The following is a 17,561-nucleotide window of genomic DNA, read 5'->3' as shown; positions in this document are numbered from 1 at the left end:
CAACATCATGAAAGCCGATCTCAGCCGCCTCACCTTCGACCCCGCCCGGCGCTACCGGGCCGTCCGCATGCAGCAGGGCCGCGTGCAGATGGATTCGGACTGGAATGAGCAGCAGGACATCCTGAACCGGCGCATCGAAACCGAAACGGCGGACACCATCGGCCCCGTGGGCGTGCCGCTGGCCGCGCCCGGCTTCGCACTGGCGCCTGCCGGCAAGGACCTGTCGCTGTCGGCAGGCCGCCTGTATCTGGACGGCCTGCTTTGCGAGAACCCGCAGCCCGCCACCGTGGCCAAGCAGCCCGACATGCCCCCGACGGCATCGCCCGTGCTGCCCGCCGGCGCGTCCGTCCTGCCGCTGCCGCCGCCCGCGCTGACGCCCGCCGACATCGACGGCATCGTCGTCTTCGGCTCGGGCGGCCAGACCGCCCCGCCGCCCGAAGGCCTGTACCTGGCGTATCTGGAAGCGTGGCAGCGCCACCTGTGCACGCTGGACCTGCCGGCCGGCGACACCAGCATGCGCGAAGTCGCGCTGGGCGGCCCCGACACCGCCACCCGCGAAAAGACGGTCTGGCAGGTCAAACTGATGCAGGTGGGCGCGCCGGACGCCGCCCTGACCTGCCTGTCCGCGCTGCCCGCGTGGGACGCCCTGACCGCCGCGCCCGATGCGCGCATGGCGGCGCGCGCCGAGGCCAGCGTGCCGCCCAAGACGCCCTGCCAGCTGCCGCCCGACGCCGGCTACCGCCTGCTGGAAAATCATCTGTACCGTATCGAGATCCACCAGGACGGCGCGGGCGCGGGCAAGGCGCGCTACAAGTGGTCCCGCGAAAACGGCAGCATCCTGTCGCGCGTCGTGCGCTGGCTGGACGATCCCGTGGCCAACGAGTTCGAAGTCGCCAGCATCGGCCGCGATGACGTGCTGGCCATCACCGCGGGCTGCTGGGTCGAGTTTCTGGACGACACGCACGAATTGCTGGGACAGCCGGGGCCGCTGGCGCAGGTCGTGCGCACCGACGGCAACACGGTCACGATCGATCCGGCCAGCCTGATCGGCCACGCGCTGGACGCCGCCCGCTTTCCGGCCAACCCGCGCGTGCGCCGCTGGGACGGCGTCGCGGAGATCACGCCCGCGCCCATCAACAGCGCCAACGCCGGCTGGGTAGAACTGGAACAGGACGGCATTGAGATCAAGTTTTCGCCCGGACGCCTGCGCGTGGGCGACTACTGGCTCATTCCCGCGCGCACCGCCACCGCGTCGATCGAATGGCCGCAACTGCCCGACGGCAAGCCCGCCTTCAACGCACCTGCCGGCGTCCTGCGCGCATTCGCGCGGCTGGCGCTGCTGCGCTGGCAGGCCGGCGCGTGGACCGCCGTCAGCGACTGCCGCCCGCTCTTCCCCGCGTTGACGGAACTGACGCAGCTTTATTACGCGGGCGGCGACGGCCAGAGCGTCAAGCCCAACCCCGCGATGACGCCGGACGTGGTGGCGTTGCCGTCGGAACTGCGCGCGGGCGTGGCCAACGGCAGCCTGCCGGTGGCGGGCGCCGTCGTGCGCTTTACCGTGGATGCTGGCCGGCTGCCCAATGGCGCCGCCACCCAGGACGTGACGACGGGCGCCGACGGCATCGCATCGATTGCCTGGTCGCTTGCGTGCGACGCCGCCCGTCCCGTGCAACGCGCCACCGCGCAATTGCTGCGGGCGGGCCAACCCGCGCCCGACCACTATCTGCCGCTGCGCTACACCGCCGCCCTCGCCCTCGCATCCGAGGTCGCCTACGACCCGAGCCACTGCGCGGACCTGCTCGCCGAACAGGCCTACTCGGTGCAAGAGGCGCTGGACGCGCTGTGCCGGCGCACGCATGGCGGCGGCTGCTGCCTGACCGTGGGCCCAGCGGGCGATTTTCCAACGCTGGACAAGGCGCTGCGCACGCTCATCGGCCAGGACCGTATGGACATCTGCCTGTGCCTGACGCCGGGCGAGCACAAGCTGGACGACGACCTCATCATCAAGGGGCCGCGTGTGCGCCTGATGCTGCATGGCTGCGGACCGGCCAGCCGGCTGATGCTGGACGAGCGCCTGTTCAGCCTGGACGGCTTTGCCAGCGTGTCCATGGCCGACCTCGCGATCGCGCGTCGCGGACAGCCGGGCGCCATCGCCTTCAATCAATGCGCCGACCTGCGGCTTTCGCGCGTCGATTGCACCGGTCCGGCCGGTCCCGGCAACAGCCTGGTGCGCGTCGACGGCAGCCGGCGCGTGCACATCGAAGCATGCCGCCTGTATGCCGCCGGCCGCGGCGCCGCCGAGCGGCTTGATCAGCTCTTTGCCCGCGCCCCCACGCTGGCCGCGCTGAAGCGGGCGCTGGCGCCCTATGCGCTGCTGGACGATGACGACAATCGCGCCGCCCTGGCGCTGTCGCGCCAGCCCATGGACGCGCGCAAGGCGATGACCGCCGAGATCGCGGCCTTGTTGCGCGCGGGCACGGCCGGCAATGCGTTGACGGTGACCCCGCGCGTCCAGGCGGCGCTGACCACGCTGGCCACGCAGGTCGGCCGCGAGACGCCGGTGGCCAAGCGCTTGCGCCCCGCCATCGCCGCGCTGGCCGCCGCGCTGCTGGCCGATCCGCTGTCGTGCGCGCTGGCGCTGCTGGACAACGATGCCGACACCACCGTGCGCGACAACCGCCTGCGCGGCGGCATTGCGCTCTTTGCGGAATCAGGGGATTTTCCGGAATTGACGACGGATCAATTGAAGCTGTTGGGCGGCGGCATCCGCACCGGCAAGATGGTGCCGGAAGGCGACGGCACGCTGACCCTGCAAAGCAATCACCTGCCCAGCATGCGGCTGGGCGCCGAGGCCGCACGCGCCATGCTCACGATCATCCAGACCGGCGGCGAGTTTGCCGCGTGGCGCTGCCTGCGCGCCGCCGACAACGCGCTGGAGGCCTACAGCCATTTCCCGGCGTTCGACGCGGCGGTCACGGGCAACAACCTTCTGACCAACGGCGACGCGGGCGCGCTCATCGCCACGCAGGCCAAGGTGATCGGCAACTTTGCCCACAACGATTTCCGGTTGTTCGTGTCAGGCGCCAATCCGGAAAGCCTGGCGAACGGCGGGTTGAACGTGGTGACGGTGTGAGCGTGGGCCGAGACCTCGTCACCACTGCATCGAAGCGCCGACCCCGGCCGTGGGCCCGCCCGAGGCAATGCCCACGCCGGCCTTGAGCTTGACGCGGTCATTGACGCGCGCCGATGCGCCGACCGCGACGGCCTGGTAGCCGCGGTACGTGGCCGCGCCCACGCCCAGCGCGAACCGCTTGCCGGGGTCGACCTCCGGAACCATGGTCAGCGCCGTCGTGGCGGCGATACCCGAGTAGGCATTGCGCGCCACCTCATCGATGGCGCGGTTGGTCTGGTCGATGCGATTGTCCAGGCGGGCCAGGCCTTCGCGGTTTTGACGCACGCCGGTGTCCAGCGAACCCAGCGCGTCGCCCACGTTGTAATACGTCTGGCCATCCAGCTGATACGACGGACCGGTGACGGCGCCCGTGGACGCATCGATATGCGCGCCGCCGCCCAGGCTGGCCACCACGGGGTTCAGTTGCCCCACGTTCACGGCATCGGTGCTTTGCGTGCCCGCAGCCACGTGGGTGACTTGCCGCTCGGCGCCTTGCGCGCCGATGGACACCGTGTTCGCGCGGTCGGCCACCGAGCCCGCGCCCAGCGCAACGCTATTTGCCGCGGTGGCCGATGCGTTGGCGCCGATTGCCACGCCGTTGGATGCGGTGACGGTGGCGTTGGCGCCCAAGGCCGCGCCCTGCGTGCCCGCGCCAACCACGGCGTCGTCGCTGCCATCGTTGGCGCCATCCGCCCGCACGTAGGCATTGGCGGCATTGAGCTGACCGACCTGTTGGGAAATCGCATAGAGCTGGCTGCCGTTCACGGCGTCGGTGCTGGTTGCCGAGATGACGCCGTTGGCCACGCCCGTGACGGTGCGCGTGCCGTCCGTGCCAGCCATGTCGATCACGTTGCCGCCCTTGCTGGCGGCAATGGTGATGGCGCCGCTGACCGGGTCCTGCCGGACCAGGCCGACCTCGCCGTTGTTGAGGCTGGTGGTCAGGGTGTTCAGCGTGGCCGTGTTCTGCGCGACGGTTGTACCCAACGTCGTGATGGCTGCGCTGTTGGACTGCACTAGCTGGTTGGTGGCGTAAAGCTGCGAACCATTCACCGCGTCCAGGCTGGTGGACGACAACACGCCCGCGCCCACCTGGGTGATCCGGTTTCCGTTCATGTTGACGGTGTTCAGCATGGAGATGCCGTTCTCGCCCTTCAGTTCCAACGTGCCATCGGCGTAGCCGGTGACCCGGGCCGTCGCGGCGGTTAAACCGTCAAACGTATTGGCGCCATAGATGTTCTGCAGGGTAAAAAGCGGGCTGCCGTCGGGGCAGTCTAGCAAATAGACTGGAGTGCCGGAATTGACGGACCTTCCCGACATTGTGTCGGCACTGCATAGCTGCAATTGGCCGTTTGCATGGGTATTCGCCGCCAATCCCAGGCCGCCCGCGCAGGCTAGCGCAACAGCTGCAGTAGAGGCCGCACGCTGCACCCTGCCGGGCTTACGCCGGCGGCGCGTGGCGCAAGACAAGGCTTGCTGCGTGGTTTGCATAGTGATTGGCGTTGCATTCAGGACGGTCGAAAAGATGTGGTTCATGGCGTGTCCACCCAGCGCTGGTGCGGGCTCGTTGTCAAAAAATCAGCTTCAAGAAAATCACCTAAGCAATTGAGGCATAAGGATTTTTCTTTCAATCTAATGAGCGCCTGACACCAGAGCCATCGAAACTTTTCTAATGTTCGAACGTGTAATGCAACAAATATCAATAAATGCAAAGATCCTCGCAAGGCGCCCGCCAGACCTTTCCGCCGGATGCCGTTCACACCGCACGGACATGCCGCAACGACCCGACATGCAAATGACAGGTTCGGCCCTCTACAATGCCGCTGTTGCATCGCAGCATTCCGCCATTCCTCTTCCGTAGTCTCCATGTCCCATACCGTTTCCGCGCAGCACCGGCCCGCTCTGGTGCTGCTGGCGCTTGCCATTGGCAGTTTCGCGATCGGCACCACCGAATTCGCGACGATGAGCCTGCTTCCGTATTTCTCGCAGTCGCTGGGCATCGATGCCCCCACCGCCGGGCACGTGATCAGCGCCTACGCGCTGGGCGTGGTGGTCGGCGCGCCGATCCTTGCGGTGCTGGGCGCGCGCATGCCGCGCCGCCGGTTGCTGATCGCCCTGATGGGCCTCTTTGCCATCGGCAACGGCCTGAGCGCCATCGCGCCCAACTATCACTGGATGCTGTTCTTCCGCTTTCTGAGCGGCCTGCCGCACGGCGCCTACTTCGGCATCGCCTCGCTGGTGGCCAGTTCAATGGTGCCGGCCAACCGCCGTACCGTGGCCGTGGGCCGCGTGTTCCTGGGCCTGACGGTGGCCACCATCATCGGCGTGCCGATGGCCAACTGGCTGGGCCAGGTCATCGGCTGGCGCTGGAGCTTCGGCCTGGTGTCGCTGCTGGCGGTGCTGACGATGCTGAGCGTGCGCGCCTACGCCCCGGACACGGCCGCCGATCCGCACGCCAGCCCGCTGCGCGAACTGAGCGCGCTGGGCCGCGGCCAGGTCTGGATCACGCTGGCGATTGGCGCCGTCGGATTCGGCGGTCTGTTCTCCATTTACACCTACCTCGCGGACACGCTGACCGCCGTCACCCAGGTGTCGCCCGCGACCGTGCCGCTGGTGCTGAGCGCCTTCGGCGTCGGCCTGACCGTGGGCAACATTGTGGTGCCGGTCTTTGCCGATCGCGCCGTCATGCGCACGGCCGGCCTGCTGCTCTTGTGGTCGGCCGTGGTGCTGGCCCTCTTTCCGCTGATGGCCCACAACGTCTGGCTGATTACGCTGAACGTGTTCCTGGTGGGGGTGGGCGGCGCGCTGGGCACCGTGCTTCAGACGCGCCTGATGGACGTCTCGGGCGACGCCCAGGGGCTGGCCGCCGCACTCAACCATTCGGCCTTCAACACCGCCAACGCGCTGGGCCCCTTCCTAGGCGGCCTTGCCATCGCGGCCGGGTTCGGCTGGACCTCCACCGGCTGGGTGGGCAGCCTGCTTGCCATCGCCAGCATGCCGCTGTGGCTGTGGGCAGTGATGCTGGAACGCCGGGCGCGAACCGCGCGCGCGAACAAGCTGGTCGTCAGCACCGAATCGGCCCGCTGAACACGTCCCCCATTTCACGGAAGGTGTCTGACACCCAACGAGAACGACGTCATCCTGCAATGTCGTCTCAAGGGTGTCAGACACCTTCCTAAAACGTCCCCCATTTGGCCTGTCACAAACCGTCGGCCCCGCGCCACACCGGGCAAGCGCCTATTGCAGCCCGCGTTCACGTCGCAGCTATACTTTCCGCACTCTTTACCACCTCAAGACGCGCTGCACCTCCACCATGCAGCGCTTTTTTTATGCCCGCTTTGACTGCCTTGCTGCGCCCGCTGTGCCAGGCGCTTTGCTGCCTGGCCGCAGCCCTCTTTTCCGCCCAGGCCTGGGCCGCTCCTCCGACGCTGGCCCAGTGCCACGGGATCAAGGACCTGGCCTTCGTCGCCCATCTGGATGACGACCTGCTTTTCATGAACCCGGACGTCGCCTCCAACATCGAGGCGGGCGGTTGCGTGCGCGTCGTCTATCTGACCGCCAGCGACGCGGGCGAAGGCGAAGGCTACATGCTGGGCCGCGAGCGCGGCGTGCGCGCCGCCTACGCCTACATGGCGCGCGAACCCGACGCCTGGAAGGAAGATACCGGCATCGTCGCGGGCCGCCAGATCGCGCGCTTCACGCTGCAGGGCAATCCGCGCGTGCAGCTCTGGCACATGCGGCTGAAGGATCCGTGGCTGGGCAAGGGCTGGGGCAGCCTGACGCCGCTGAGCCGCACCGAATCCGAACCCGGCCAGAACGTGGACACGCTGGGACCGCACGCCGAGGTCTATACCCGCGAACAGCTCGTCGACACGCTGGCCGAGATGATCCGCCAGTACGGCCCCACCACGGCGCGTCACCTGGACGACACGATCAGCGTGCCCTACACCCAGCTGTGCTGGCGCTGCGCCGGCCACGGCCACCCCGACCACATCGCCAGCGCGCGGCTGGCGCGCGAGGCCATGTTGCGCGCGCCCGGCAACTACGCCGAGACGGGATACATCGATTACCCCAGCCAGGAACGAGCCACCAATCTTGCCGACGCGGAAATCGCCAGCAAGTCCGTTATCTTTCAGCACTACGCCTGGAACGACTACCACTATTGCGCCGGCCCCACCGGCTGCAAGGAACCGGCCGGCCCCGCCGCCGCGTGGGTCCAGCGCGCCTACTATGTGTCGCGCCAGGACGTCGCGCCGCAGGTGTACCCGGACGGGCGAGGCGGACTCGTCGTGTTCGCCGCCGGCGAAACCAATGCGGCCGTCAACAGCTGGGATTCGGCCGAAAAGCGCTGGCACACGCTGGGCGGACGCACCACCGGCCCCGTGGTCTCGTTTGCCCACGCCGACGGCACCGCCGGCCTGATGGCGCGCGATCCGCTGGGCGGCGTATGGGCCAACAAGCAGCGCCATGACGGCACGTGGCAGGGCTGGCAGGCGCTGGGCGGTTTGCGCGTCACGCAGATCCCCGCGGTGGCGCCCCGTGGCGAAGCCGCCGCCGTCGCGCTGGGCTACGACGGGCTGCTGCACTGGATCACCCCGTCCGGCATCGACGGCAGCTGGAGCACGTGGCAGGCGCTTCCGCCACTAGAGGGCGTCACCGGTTCACCGGCCGCCGCGCGCGGCGCCGACGGGCGCTATGTCGTCTTCGCCATTGCCGCCAAGGGCGAGCTTTTCTATACCCGCCAGTTGCCAGCCGCCAAGAGCCACCGGTCGGAATGGCAAGGCTGGCGCCGCGTGGCCGCGCCGCAAGCCGCGGGCGGCCTGGCTGCCATCCGCAACCATGAAAACCGGGTCGAGCTTTATTTCCGCCAGCGCGCCAACAACCACCTGACCAAACTGGTGGAAGCGGGCGACACCACCGACCTGGACATGGACTGGAGCGCGCCGGCGGACTTGGGCGTGCCCTTCATCGGCCGACCGGCCATCCAGGCCGATACCGCCGGCAACGTCGTGCTTGCCATTCTGGAGCGCTCGGGCGGACACCTCTGGCTGCTCGAACACGGCAAGCTCGCCAAGATGGATGCCGAAGCGGCATCGCCGCCCGCCATCAGCCTCATCGACGGCGCGCTGTATGTGGTCGCCCGCGCCGCCGGCGCACCGCAGCGCTACGAGGTGCTCTCGCGCCGCGGCGGCACGTGGTCCGCCAGCCTGACGCTGGACGGCGTGCCCGCCACCGGCGGCGGCCCCTTCGCGTCCGTGGCGGCGCGGCCGGCCGACCTGCCCAACCTGGGCGCGGCCAGCGCCGGCAAGGCCGTGGTCGTGCGCCCGTCCGCGTCGGAACCGGATGCGCTGACGGTCGAGCGCATGCCCGCGCAAACCTCACGCGTGGCCACGCCAACCCGCGTGCAGTGACAGGGCGGGCGCGACGCGCAGGCACGCCGCTTGCTGCCCTCCGGGCGTTACAACCCGGAGGACCCAACCATGTCAGACGACCTGAGCAAGCGCGGCCCGCAGGACCGCTCCCGGATAAACGTGAACGAGCCGCACGAGCTGCGCTATTGGACCCAGGCGCTTGGCGTCACCGAGGCCCAACTGCGCGAGGCGGTCAAGGCCGTCGGACCATCGGCTACCGCGGTGCGCGAACATCTCGGTAAATAGCCGGACCCGGGGCCCGTGCGCGGGCCCCGGCAAGCCGTGATTGGCCGACGCGGCGCATCCGGCCAGATGCCGCGCGGGACATAGCCGCTCAAGCGGCCATCTTTCCGCACATGTCGGCGCATTCTCGGCACGTGCGCGCACAGTCGGCCATGCCGTCCATGCCTTCGCAACTGGCCGCGCAGTCATCGCAAATTGCGGCGCAGGCGCCGCAAACCACCTTGTGGTTTTCAAGGCCTACCAGCATCGCGTGCGCTGCGGTGCGGCAGATCTCGCTGCACCCAATCATCAGCCTGAAGTGGTGAGGCTCGACGTGCTCGCCGCCGGCCTCCAGGCAATGGCTCATGGCGGTCTTCACGCACATGCGATAGCAGGCCAGGCAACTATCGATGCAGCGTTCCATGTCGTTCATTTGGGCAGTCATGTCGGCTCCTTGCGTGGTGGCAATGCTTGCGGGTCAGCACACTGCGTTCCCGCAAGGGCGCACATCCAGGGGGCCGGCAGCGTTCCCGCCTATTACCCGGCCTTCCGTTGCGATTTGCGCGCCAGGAACGGCGCCATGTAGCGGCGCGGCTCATCGGTGGTGAACGCCTCGCCGAAGGCCTCCACGCTGCGGTCCAGACCGGCCTGGATCGAGGACTCGGTCCAATAGCGCAGCAAGGCCTTCTGCGAGCGCACCGCGGCCGGCCCGCTGGCCGCGATCGCCGCCACGGTGCGTTCGACCAGCGCGTCCAGCTCGCCGGCCTCGCACAGAAATTCCAGAAAGCCCCAGTCCCGCGCCTGCGCGGCGTCCACCGTCTCGCCGGTCAGCAGCAGCCAGTTGGTCGGACCCTGACCGATGAGCGCGGGCAGCAGCACCGCATGGATCACCGACGGAATGCCGACGCGCACCTCGGGCATGCCGAACACGCCGTCCGCCGAACCCAGGCGGATGTCGCAGGCGGCCGCCAGCTCCATGCCGGCGCCCAGGCAAAAACCCGGCAACCGTGCGATGGTCGGCACCGGGATATCCGCCACGGCGTCGCACAGGTCACGCAGCCGCGTGATGAACGCGCGCGCGGTCGGCGGGTCCAGCTCGGCCATCTCATGGATGTTGGCCCCGCCCACGAAGGCCCGGTCGCCCGTGCCGCGGATGACCACCGCGCGCGCGTCGTCCTGCGCGGCGATCCAGCGCGCGGCCTCGGTCAGGCCACGCGTGACGGCCGAGGCCAGGATGTTCAGGCTCTTCGCGTCGTGGATCTGCAGGGTGTAGACGCCGCGCGAATCGCGCGTCACGCGGGCGTGGGGGAACGTGGGGATGGGCGCAGTCATGAAGTCTCCGGCTAGAAATGTTTGCCGTCGATGCTACCGGCGGCTTTTGATGACAATAAACCTCTCGTACACTTGCCGCATGCTACGCATCGACAACCTCAGCAAGCGCTACGGCGACCATATCGTGTTCCAGGGCCTCTCGCACGCCTTCGCGCCGGGCTGCGTGGCGCTCTGCGAAGAAGACAGCACCGGAAAATCCAGCTTGCTCGCCATCATTGCCGGCGCGCTGGCGCCCGATAGCGGCGACGTCCTTATCGACGGGCACTCGCTGCGCGATGCGCCGCTTGCGGCGCAGTCCCGTCTGGCCTATGTGCCGGACAACTGCATGGCATTTCCCGAGCAGACGGGCCGCGGCCTGCTGCAGCAGGTGGCGGCAGCCAAGCACGTTGCGCTGGACGACGCCGTGCTGGACCTGGCCCATCGGCTGGGATTGGAGCCGCATCTGGACAAGCGTTTCGAGCAGATGTCCACGGGCACGCGGCGCAAGGTCTACCTGACGGCCGCCGCGCTGGGCGACCCGGCCGTTGTCGTGGCCGACGGTCCCAGCAACGGGCTGGATGCCCAGGCGCGCGGCGTGCTGGCCGACATCTTCAAAACCTGGGCGCAGACACGCGTCGTGCTGTTCGCCAGCCATGACCCCGAATTGGTGCAGGCGTGCGGCGCCCGCACCGTCAACGTGGCCGACCTGCGCTGAGCAACCGGTTGTCCGGCGCTGCCGTCAAAAGCGGATGGTCACCCCTGCAATGGGCCCCTGCAGCACCACGTCGTATTTGAAGCCGTTGCGCTCGTAGTCCACGCCCATTGCCCGGTAGCCCACCGTCGCCGACACCGATTTGTTGAAGCTGTAGCCCACGCCAAGACCGAGGTCCCAGTCCGCCTGCGCGCCCCCGGCGCCGATCATGCCCCAGCCCGTCAGATAGGCCTTGGGATGAAAGTTATAGGTGCCTCGCACGCCCACCATGGCGTCCACCCACGTGGCGCTTTCGCTGTGCTTGCGGCCGTCCGTGAATCTGCCCTTGAAGGTGACGTCCGAATCCACCGACCAGACGCGCAGGCCGCCCACCACGTCCAGACTGTGCTCCGACCGGTCGAGCACCGAATAGCCCGCGCCGATCAGGCCGGTGAACGATTCGTTCTTCACGTCCACACTGCTGGCCAGGATTCCCCTGGGGGTGTCGCCTTGCGCACCGACCTTCACGTACAACAGATCGCCAAAGATGCTGTACCGGCCCTTGCGCGCATCGCCCATCAGCATGGCGGCAAAATCCAGGTTGTCCAGGATCTTGTCGAAGCTTGCATTGATGTCCACCGTCGGCAGGCGGCGATGCGTGACGGTGCCCGACAGCGCCGGCGCCCACAGATACGGCGAGACCGAGAATTTCCATTCGTCGGAAACCGCGGCAGCCGAAGCGGGCGCCGATGGGGTTTCGGCCGCGATGGTGGCCCCTAGCGGGACCGCTGCGCATGCCAGGCAGACAGTGATGTGCTTTTTCATCGCGAGATCCCCGAGGCCCGAAGGCATGTCGAAAAAAAGGCGCCCCGCCCAAACGCAGGGCGCGTCCTGCCGCCGTAACCGCGTCAGCTCACCCGCCGCACCGGCGGCACCGTCCACGACCCGTTGATGATCGACGGGTCGCTTTCGTTGGGCCAATACAGGCGCATCATCAGGATGAATCGGCCCTTGGGCGCCGGCAGCCAGTTCGACTCGTGCTCGGGCCCCGGCGATTCGTTCTGGATCAACAGATCGATCGACCCATCGGATTTGCGCTTGAGCGGCTGGCGTTCGCTGATGGAATAGCGGTTCAGCGGGTTATCGACAAAGAAGTAGTTCTGGTCATACATGGTCAGCGACCAGAACCCCGACACGGGCGGCGTCAGGCCCTTCTTGAACGTCAACACGTACTTTTCCGACCCGTTGTATTCGCGCAGGATCGCCCCGTTGGCCGACCGCAACGAGGTCGGGTAGACGGCGTCCTGCGGCCGGTTCGCACCCAGCCCGATGGCGGTGACCAAGGCCCGTTGCAGATAGTTGGTGCCGTAGATCCCCGTCTTGGTCGTGAAACCCCAGCCGTCGATATGCTGGATGTCGCCATCGGTGGACCGGAAATGCGCCATGATCCGCGCGAATCCCGTCTCGGGCACCCGCCTGGCAAAATCGGCAGGCAACTTGGACTTGTCGAAATCCTGCCCAGGCACGATGCCGATGGTGGCCATTTTTTCCACCATGGGCGCGTCCGCCGCGGTCGGCGGATTGCGCTTGAGCAACTGCGCAAACAACGCAAAGTACTCGTGGGCATCCATGTTGTTGACCTGGTCGCGCACCGGCGTCCTCATGTCGATGGCCGGATCCACCTTGCCCTGCGGCGCTGTCCACGCCTTGCCCCAGCCGCTCAGCGGCGCGATCTTCACCTGGTCCTGCAGCTTGTGCACTTCTGCATAGTCCTCCGGCGTGCCCGTGCAATAGATGCGGCCCAGCAGCCAGACGATGCTCGTGGGCGACTTGTATTGCTTCATGCCCTGCGGCACGGCGCCTTCCCAGCCCGGCCCCGTCACGACGAAGGTCTGCGCGCCGGTGCCCGTCGTGCGCTTGCCCGGCACGTCGAACACGGTTGTCCATCCATCCAGCAGCGGAAACAGCGCGTAGCGGCCGTTCATGTCGGGCAGGCTGATGACCCAGGGCTCGTCGCCGACATCGAAAAAGGCGGTGGTGTACAGGGTGTCGGCGTTCGGCGCCGTCACGTCGCGGAACTTGGCGTCCGGATACTCGCGCAGCTTGATGAGCTGGCCCATCGGGGCGCGCGTTCCTTTAGGTTCGGCGACGTTGGTGATCACCCGGCGGGTCATCTCCATGGTCACCAGCGGGTAGGCGTAGATGTAGGCTTCGGTGGCCAGGACGAAACGGTCGTCGGCTTCCGGCAGGTTTGCCACCAGCCCTTCGGAGGCGGCTGCCGAGGCCCGGAACGCCGGTCCCAGCGATCCTGCAGCCAGCAGGGCCAATCCCCCTGCGTTCAGTTTGCGGCGAGTTAGCTTCATTGTTATCGCTCCAATGGATGGGTCTGACGAAGTTCACTTCGGGGACTTCCAACAAGCACGACGATGTTCTTCAAGCTACTGCGCATTCGGTGTCGATGTGGCGGGGCACGCTCCACAGATCAGGGTCAGGGAAACCACGGCAAACGGCGGGCAGCGTGCCGCCGAAGGGCGGAGCTGCCTTTGTGCGCATGGCCAAGGGGAAAGCACGGGTGCGCGAGCGCGCACGCGTGAGAAAGGCGGGGTGGACGTCCAAGAATGGGCTCCCTGAAGAAATCAGAGCAAACGCACCACTGAAGGAACTGGGCTACGGACCATCCATTCGACCGGCTCGCGCGAGGACGAAGCGGTTTCGGTCAATCTATGCGCAGTTTTTTAGCTGCTCAAGTAGCCGGAATGACTACGACCATCCGCCATTGGTCGCAATCCGCTGCCCTATTTGCCCTTGCCGATCGACAGCGGCACGCCCCACACCGGATCCTGCATGCCCTGCTTGCCCAAGGGCGTGATCTGCATCGGCTTGAGCTTGGACAGCAATTCGCGCTGCGCGTCGGTCAGGTTCGTGCGCTGCGCGAAGTACTTCTGCGCAAAATCCATCGGCGCCGGCCACGTGTAGACCGTGAAGTCTTCCAGCGGGCACTCGATCATCTTCGGATCCACCGCGCGGCAGGCGGACTGCTTGAACTTGTAGCTGGGCGTCTTCATGTGCATGCGCTGGCTGAGCACCAGATCCCCGCCCTTGAGCGTGAAGCTGGCCAGCGCCAGCTTGGGCAGCACGCGGGACTGCACCTTGATGGCCGGGATGTCGCGCGACGTGGTGTCTTCGTAGTAACCGGCGCGCGATCCCGGCGTGGTTTCGGTGACCTGCTGCTCGCCCCAGGCGACGCAGGCGCCCGACCCGCGATGCACGGCCGTGCAGACTTTCTGAGTGCTGGTCCGCGAGCCCGTGGTGCCTTCGTGCCAGTTCGTTTCCTTGTAGAACTCGCGGTACAGCTCGGGCGACAGGTACGCGGTGCCGTTGGCGCCCCGGCCCGACCCTTCAGCGCCGGGGCGCGCGCCGATCTGATTCAGCGTGGCATTGAGCTTGTAATCGTCTCCACCTGTCAGCAGGTACTTGCCCGGCGGCAGGATGTGGACTTCAAACGCCTTGAAGAGGTAGGTCGTGTCCTTGTCCCGCTGCAGCGAGTTGTTCTGGAACTTGCGGCCGAAGGTGATGCGCGGGTCCGGTTCGAACATCCAGACGGTGTTCCCGGTCCAGGTCGTCATCAGCATGGCGTCCTTCAGCGAGGCGTGCGGCATCAGGTCCGCCACCAGCACCACGGCCATGTTCGCCTTCATCGCCTCGCCGATCAGGTCGACCAGCTTGCCGTATCGCGGATCGTCCGCCGTGCCCTCGCCGTTTGACGACGGAATCGTGACGCAGCCCGACAGGGTCAGGGCGAGCGTCAGGGCAGAGAGGGCAAGTCGCGGGCGCGGCAGGGACATGGAATCGATCCTTGGGTCGGTAAGACGGCAATGTGCGCGCATCCTACCGGCTTCGGAACGGTTCGCAACATCCGGTTTGGCCGATGAAACAGTTGGTGGCAGGCAACGTGACGCAAAACCGCGCCGCCAAAGCGCATTCCGGGCAAACCAGCCGTAATGGGTTGTTTCGAATGTTTCGCTTGGGGCCCGACGACGCTCCGCCGCCCCGCCTTGTCCGCCAGTAACTTCGCCGCTATGCCCGGCTCAATGCCCGCGGCAGATCCGTGCCGTAGTCGTCATGGGCATAGACCATCGCCGGCAGGGGCGACACGGCGCGGCCGGCTTGGTCCCATAGCATTTCGACCCAATCGGCCGCCACGTCGGCTATCGCGTCCTGCACGCAGAACGCCGGCTCGGTGGAAAACATGGGCACCGGCGGCTCCAGTCCTGCTTCTCCGTGCACCACGTCAAAGAGATCGCGGAAGCCCTCGATGGCTTTATTGAGCACATACAGATCCGGCCCTTCCAGCCCAATCACCACCGAAAAGGTCCCTTCGCCGCCCTGGTCGGGAAAGATGCCGAACTGGATCTCGCGCGCCTTCTCGGGCAATCGCGCGAACATGCCGGCCAGCGTGTGCAGCGCGGCCGCCGTGTGCGCGTCCAGCGCGCGGCGCAGCGCGTCCTGATAATCGTGTTTCGTCATCGCGCCAGCATAGCGCATGGCGGCAAGGCATCACGCGTCGACGGGCATCCCGTCCAGCAGCTTGTCCAGCGTCACCGGATAGTTCCGCACGCGCACGCCGGTCGCGTTGTACACCGCATTGGCGATGGCCGCCGCCACGCCGCACAGGCCCAGCTCGCCCACGCCCTTGGCCTTCATCGGCGACGACACCGGATCGTCCTCGTCCAGGAAGATGACCTCCTGACGTGGAATGTCGGCATGAACGGGAACCTCGTAGCTTGCCAGGTCGTGGTTGACGAAATACCCCAGGCGATGGTCGACGGCCAGCTCCTCCATCAACGCCGCGCCCACGCCCATGGTCATGGCGCCGATGACCTGGCTGCGCGCGGTCTTGGGATTGAGGATGCGGCCCGCGGCGCAGACTGCCAGCATGCGGCGCACGCGGGTCTCGCCGGTGGCGGCGTCCACGGCCACTTCCACGAAGTGCGCGCCGAAGGTGGACTGCTGGAATTTCTTGTCCAGGTCGCCGAACTCGATCGCGTCTTCCGCGACCAGCTCGCCGCCCGACGCCGCGCGCACCAATGGCGCCGAGCGTCCGCCGGCATCGATGACCATCCCGTCGGCAAACACCGCGCCCGCCGCATCGAATCCCAGGCGATCAACGACCAGCCCCCGCAACTTCTCGCACGCCGCGTAGACGCCCGCCGTGGAACTGTTCGCGCCCCATTGGCCGCCCGAGCCCGCCGACACGGGAAACGACGAATCGCCCAGGCGCACGACCACGCGCGACAGCGGCACGCCCAGCATTTCGGCCGCCGTCTGCGCAATGATGGTGTAGCTGCCGGTGCCGATGTCGGTCATGTCGGTCTCGACGATCACGCGGCCCGTCGCGTCCAGCCGCACGCGCGCGGCCGACTTGGTCACCAGGTTGTTGCGAAAGGCGCTGGCCACGCCCAGCCCGATCAGCCACTGCCCTTCCCGCCGCGCACCGGGTTTGGGATCACGCTTGTCCCAGCCGAAGTGGCGGGCGCCGGTCTGCAGGCATTCGACAAAACGCCGGCGCGAGAACGGCCGCGACGGATCGGTGGGATCGACCTGGGTGTCGTTCACCACGCGGAACTGCACGGGATCCATGTCCAGCGCCTCTGCCATCTCGTCGATGGCGATCTCCAGCGCCATCATGCCCGGCGCCTCGCCGGGCGCGCGCATCGCGTTGCCCTCGGGCAGGTCCAGCGTCATCAGGTTCAGCGCGGTGTGCTGGTTGGCGCCGGCATACAGCAGCTTGGTCTGCTGCACGGCCTCTTCCGGCTGGCCGTCCGGCAGGTCGCCGGACCAGCTTTCGTGCGAAATCGCCGTCAGCTTGCCGTCCCGCCCCGCGCCCAGCCGGATGCGCTGGATCGTGGCAGGCCGGTGCGTGGTGTTGTTGATCACCAGCGGACGCGGCAACGCCACCTTGACTGGCCTGCCCGCCTCGCGCGCGGCCAGCGCGGCCAGCAAGGCGTCCGCGCGCACGAAAAGCTTGCCGCCGAAACCGCCGCCGATGTAGGGCGACACCAGGCGCACGTTTTCCTTGGGGATACCCAGCGTGCGCGCCACGTCCGACCGCCCCCACGCAATCATCTGGTTGGACGTCCACAGCGTAAGCTTGTCGCCCTTCCAGACGGCGAGCGAAGCGTGCGGCTCCATCATGGCGTGCGACTGGTCAGGCGTGGTGTAGGTGGAGTCGATCTTGACGGGCGCTTCTGCAAACGCGGCATCGAAGTCGCCCGTGTCCGTCTTGGGAATGTGCTTGCCCGAGGCGCCGTTGTTCCGCAACGCCGCCAGGTCGTACGCGCCCGGGGCCCGCGCATACTGCACGCGGATGAGCTTGGCGGCCGCGCGCGCCTCCTCGAACGTGTTGGCCACCACCACCGCAATGGCCTGGTGATAGTGCTGGATTTCCGGGCCGCCCAGCAGCGTGGCCGTGTTCATCTTGCCCTTGCCGAGCTTGCCGGCGTTCTGCGCGGTCACGATGGCCAGGACACCCGGCGCGCGGCGCGCAAGATCGGTGTCCATGGCGGTGATGGCGCCCTTGGCGATTGCCGCGCCCACCACATAGCCGACCGCCGCATTCGGCGCGATGTCGTGATGCTCGTAGGCATATGGGGCCTGGCCGCTCGTCTTGAGCGGACCATCGATGCGATCGACGGGCTGGCCCACGATCTTGAGCTGGTCGATGGGATTCTGTGTCGCGGGAGTCTCGAATTTCATA

At 67.4% G+C, this 17,561-nt stretch carries 12 protein-coding genes and 3 pseudogenes; 5 read left to right on the top strand and 10 right to left on the bottom strand.

What is annotated here, in order from left to right; all coding sequences use genetic code 11:
* The first annotated feature begins 7 nt into the window (after positions 1 to 7).
* Complete coding sequence (locus tag FBY20_RS16715; protein WP_142053517.1) at positions 8 to 3,133, top strand: DUF6519 domain-containing protein; 3,126 nt, start codon at positions 8 to 10, stop codon at positions 3,131 to 3,133.
* A gap of 18 nt (positions 3,134 to 3,151) precedes the next feature.
* On the opposite strand, the pseudogene FBY20_RS28135 reads toward FBY20_RS16715, so the two are convergent.
* From FBY20_RS28135 to FBY20_RS28125, 3 pseudogenes are all read right to left on the bottom strand, one after another.
* Positions 3,152 to 3,391, bottom strand: a pseudogene (locus FBY20_RS28135) (YadA C-terminal domain-containing protein); the annotation flags it as partial.
* Between the two features lie 194 nt (positions 3,392 to 3,585).
* A pseudogene (locus tag FBY20_RS28130) lies at positions 3,586 to 3,781 on the bottom strand (hypothetical protein); the annotation flags it as partial.
* 105 nt (positions 3,782 to 3,886) lie between these two features.
* A pseudogene (locus tag FBY20_RS28125) lies at positions 3,887 to 4,285 on the bottom strand (hypothetical protein); the annotation flags it as partial.
* Between the two features lie 750 nt (positions 4,286 to 5,035).
* Here FBY20_RS28125 and FBY20_RS16705 point away from each other — a divergent pair.
* The 3 genes from FBY20_RS16705 to FBY20_RS16695 all read left to right on the top strand — a co-directional run bounded on the left by FBY20_RS16705 (position 5,036) and on the right by FBY20_RS16695 (position 8,826).
* Positions 5,036 to 6,256, top strand: coding sequence for an MFS transporter (locus FBY20_RS16705; protein ID WP_142053513.1), 1,221 nt, complete (start codon positions 5,036 to 5,038; stop codon positions 6,254 to 6,256).
* A gap of 242 nt (positions 6,257 to 6,498) precedes the next feature.
* Positions 6,499 to 8,580 (top strand): PIG-L family deacetylase, encoded by a 2,082-nt coding sequence (locus FBY20_RS16700; RefSeq protein ID WP_142053511.1) that lies wholly within the window; start codon positions 6,499 to 6,501, stop codon positions 8,578 to 8,580.
* A gap of 69 nt (positions 8,581 to 8,649) precedes the next feature.
* Complete coding sequence (locus FBY20_RS16695) at positions 8,650 to 8,826, top strand: DUF3606 domain-containing protein (RefSeq protein WP_081100949.1); 177 nt, start codon at positions 8,650 to 8,652, stop codon at positions 8,824 to 8,826.
* 88 nt (positions 8,827 to 8,914) lie between these two features.
* Here FBY20_RS16695 and FBY20_RS16690 read toward each other — a convergent pair whose 3' ends face one another.
* Together FBY20_RS16690 and FBY20_RS16685 are read right to left on the bottom strand one after the other, a co-directional pair.
* Positions 8,915 to 9,247 (bottom strand): four-helix bundle copper-binding protein, encoded by a 333-nt coding sequence (locus FBY20_RS16690; protein ID WP_142053508.1) that lies wholly within the window; start codon positions 9,245 to 9,247, stop codon positions 8,915 to 8,917.
* A 92-nt stretch (positions 9,248 to 9,339) separates the two neighbouring features.
* The gene (locus tag FBY20_RS16685) at positions 9,340 to 10,134 is read right to left on the bottom strand and encodes an enoyl-CoA hydratase (RefSeq protein ID WP_142053506.1); all 795 of its coding nucleotides are present in this window, start codon (positions 10,132 to 10,134) and stop codon (positions 9,340 to 9,342) included.
* A gap of 79 nt (positions 10,135 to 10,213) precedes the next feature.
* Here FBY20_RS16685 and FBY20_RS16680 point away from each other — a divergent pair, with 79 nt between their 5' ends.
* Positions 10,214 to 10,828, top strand: coding sequence for an ATP-binding cassette domain-containing protein (locus tag FBY20_RS16680; protein ID WP_142053504.1), 615 nt, complete (start codon positions 10,214 to 10,216; stop codon positions 10,826 to 10,828).
* A gap of 24 nt (positions 10,829 to 10,852) precedes the next feature.
* On the opposite strand, the gene FBY20_RS16675 is transcribed toward FBY20_RS16680, so the two are convergent.
* The 5 genes from FBY20_RS16675 to paoC all read right to left on the bottom strand — a co-directional run bounded on the left by FBY20_RS16675 (position 10,853) and on the right by paoC (position 17,560).
* Positions 10,853 to 11,629, bottom strand: coding sequence for a hypothetical protein (locus FBY20_RS16675; RefSeq protein WP_056326082.1), 777 nt, complete (start codon positions 11,627 to 11,629; stop codon positions 10,853 to 10,855).
* A gap of 83 nt (positions 11,630 to 11,712) precedes the next feature.
* Entirely contained in the window at positions 11,713 to 13,167 is a 1,455-nt protein-coding gene (locus tag FBY20_RS16670; protein WP_142053502.1) for a DUF1254 domain-containing protein, read from the bottom strand.
* A gap of 432 nt (positions 13,168 to 13,599) precedes the next feature.
* Positions 13,600 to 14,649 carry a hypothetical protein gene (locus tag FBY20_RS16665; RefSeq protein ID WP_142053500.1) on the bottom strand — a complete coding sequence of 350 codons (1,050 nt, stop codon included), beginning with the start codon at positions 14,647 to 14,649 and terminating at the stop codon, positions 13,600 to 13,602.
* Positions 14,650 to 14,881: 232 nt separating this feature from the next.
* The gene (locus tag FBY20_RS16660; protein WP_142053498.1) at positions 14,882 to 15,331 is read right to left on the bottom strand and encodes a DUF6389 family protein; all 450 of its coding nucleotides are present in this window, start codon (positions 15,329 to 15,331) and stop codon (positions 14,882 to 14,884) included.
* Positions 15,332 to 15,361: 30 nt separating this feature from the next.
* A complete protein-coding gene (paoC, locus tag FBY20_RS16655; RefSeq protein WP_142053495.1) occupies positions 15,362 to 17,560 on the bottom strand; it encodes an aldehyde oxidoreductase molybdenum-binding subunit PaoC in 2,199 nt (732 codons plus the stop codon).
* Position 17,561: the final 1 nt, after the last annotated feature.

It is taken from the genome of Achromobacter sp. SLBN-14 (assembly GCF_006715415.1).
Classification (GTDB): domain Bacteria; phylum Pseudomonadota; class Gammaproteobacteria; order Burkholderiales; family Burkholderiaceae_B; genus Achromobacter; species Achromobacter mucicolens.
Note: the sequence above shows the minus strand (reverse complement) of the source record. Positions and strands in the feature narration are given on the sequence as shown.